Below are 785 nucleotides of genomic sequence, written 5' to 3'. Positions count from 1 at the left end.
CATTGGCAGAATTAAGTATGCACTAAATAAATTCCGCCAACAGGTTACATTTGGAATTCGTCCCCCCCAAAAGTTTCTTTTGCAAGAGAAGAGGCAGGAGTGAACTAAAAAGAAACACAAAAGCAATAACTTTGCGGTTAAGAAGTTATGTATGTAATGACGTGATATGTACATGGCTCGAAATGTGGAATCAATATAAGGAGCAAGGATGAATATGACAGAGAATAAAATTGTTGCAAATAATGGCTCGTCTATCGTTATATATACGACTGATGATGGCAACACCCAACTTGAAGTAAAGTTGGAAAAGGAAACTGTGTGGCTTAATAGAGAGCAAATCGCTCAACTTTATGGCAGAGACTATAAGACAATAGCAAAGCATATCAATAATGCATTGAGGGAGGAACTAGAAGGAGAGCCGGTAGTCGCAAAATTTGCGACACCCAAGAAATATGGCAGAAAAGAGGGTTATATCCAAATGCAGAAAATAGATTACTATAATCTTGATATGATTATTTCTGTGGGCTATAGAGTGAAAAGCCGGAATGGTATTGCTTTCAGAAGATGGGCTAACAGCATATTGAAGCAGTACCTCATCAGAGGCTATGCCATAGACCAACGACGCCTCGACCACTATGACGAATTGAAGGATGTGGTCCGGTTGATGTCGCGAGCTCTCACTCTGCAAGACAAAGTATCTGAAGGAGAATACTCCGGACTGTTCAGTGTAATTACAGATTATGTATATGCCCTCGACACGCTCGACCGCTACGATTATCAGGCAT

Annotated in this window: 1 protein-coding gene; it reads left to right on the top strand. The window is 40.5% G+C overall.

The annotated features are described in order from the left end of the window. Nucleotides 1–478: 478 nt before the first annotated feature. A partial coding sequence (gene rhuM, locus QVO99_RS00025; protein WP_288176818.1) for a RhuM family protein occupies nucleotides 479–785 on the top strand: 307 nt, incomplete at its 3' end.

The sequence above is a fragment of the Prevotella sp. CAG:592 genome, assembly GCF_000436015.1.
Taxonomy (GTDB): Bacteria; Bacteroidota; Bacteroidia; order Bacteroidales; family Bacteroidaceae; genus Prevotella; species Prevotella pectinovora.
The sequence above is the reverse complement of the archived record's forward strand: the minus strand, read 5'-3'. Positions and strand labels throughout refer to the sequence as shown.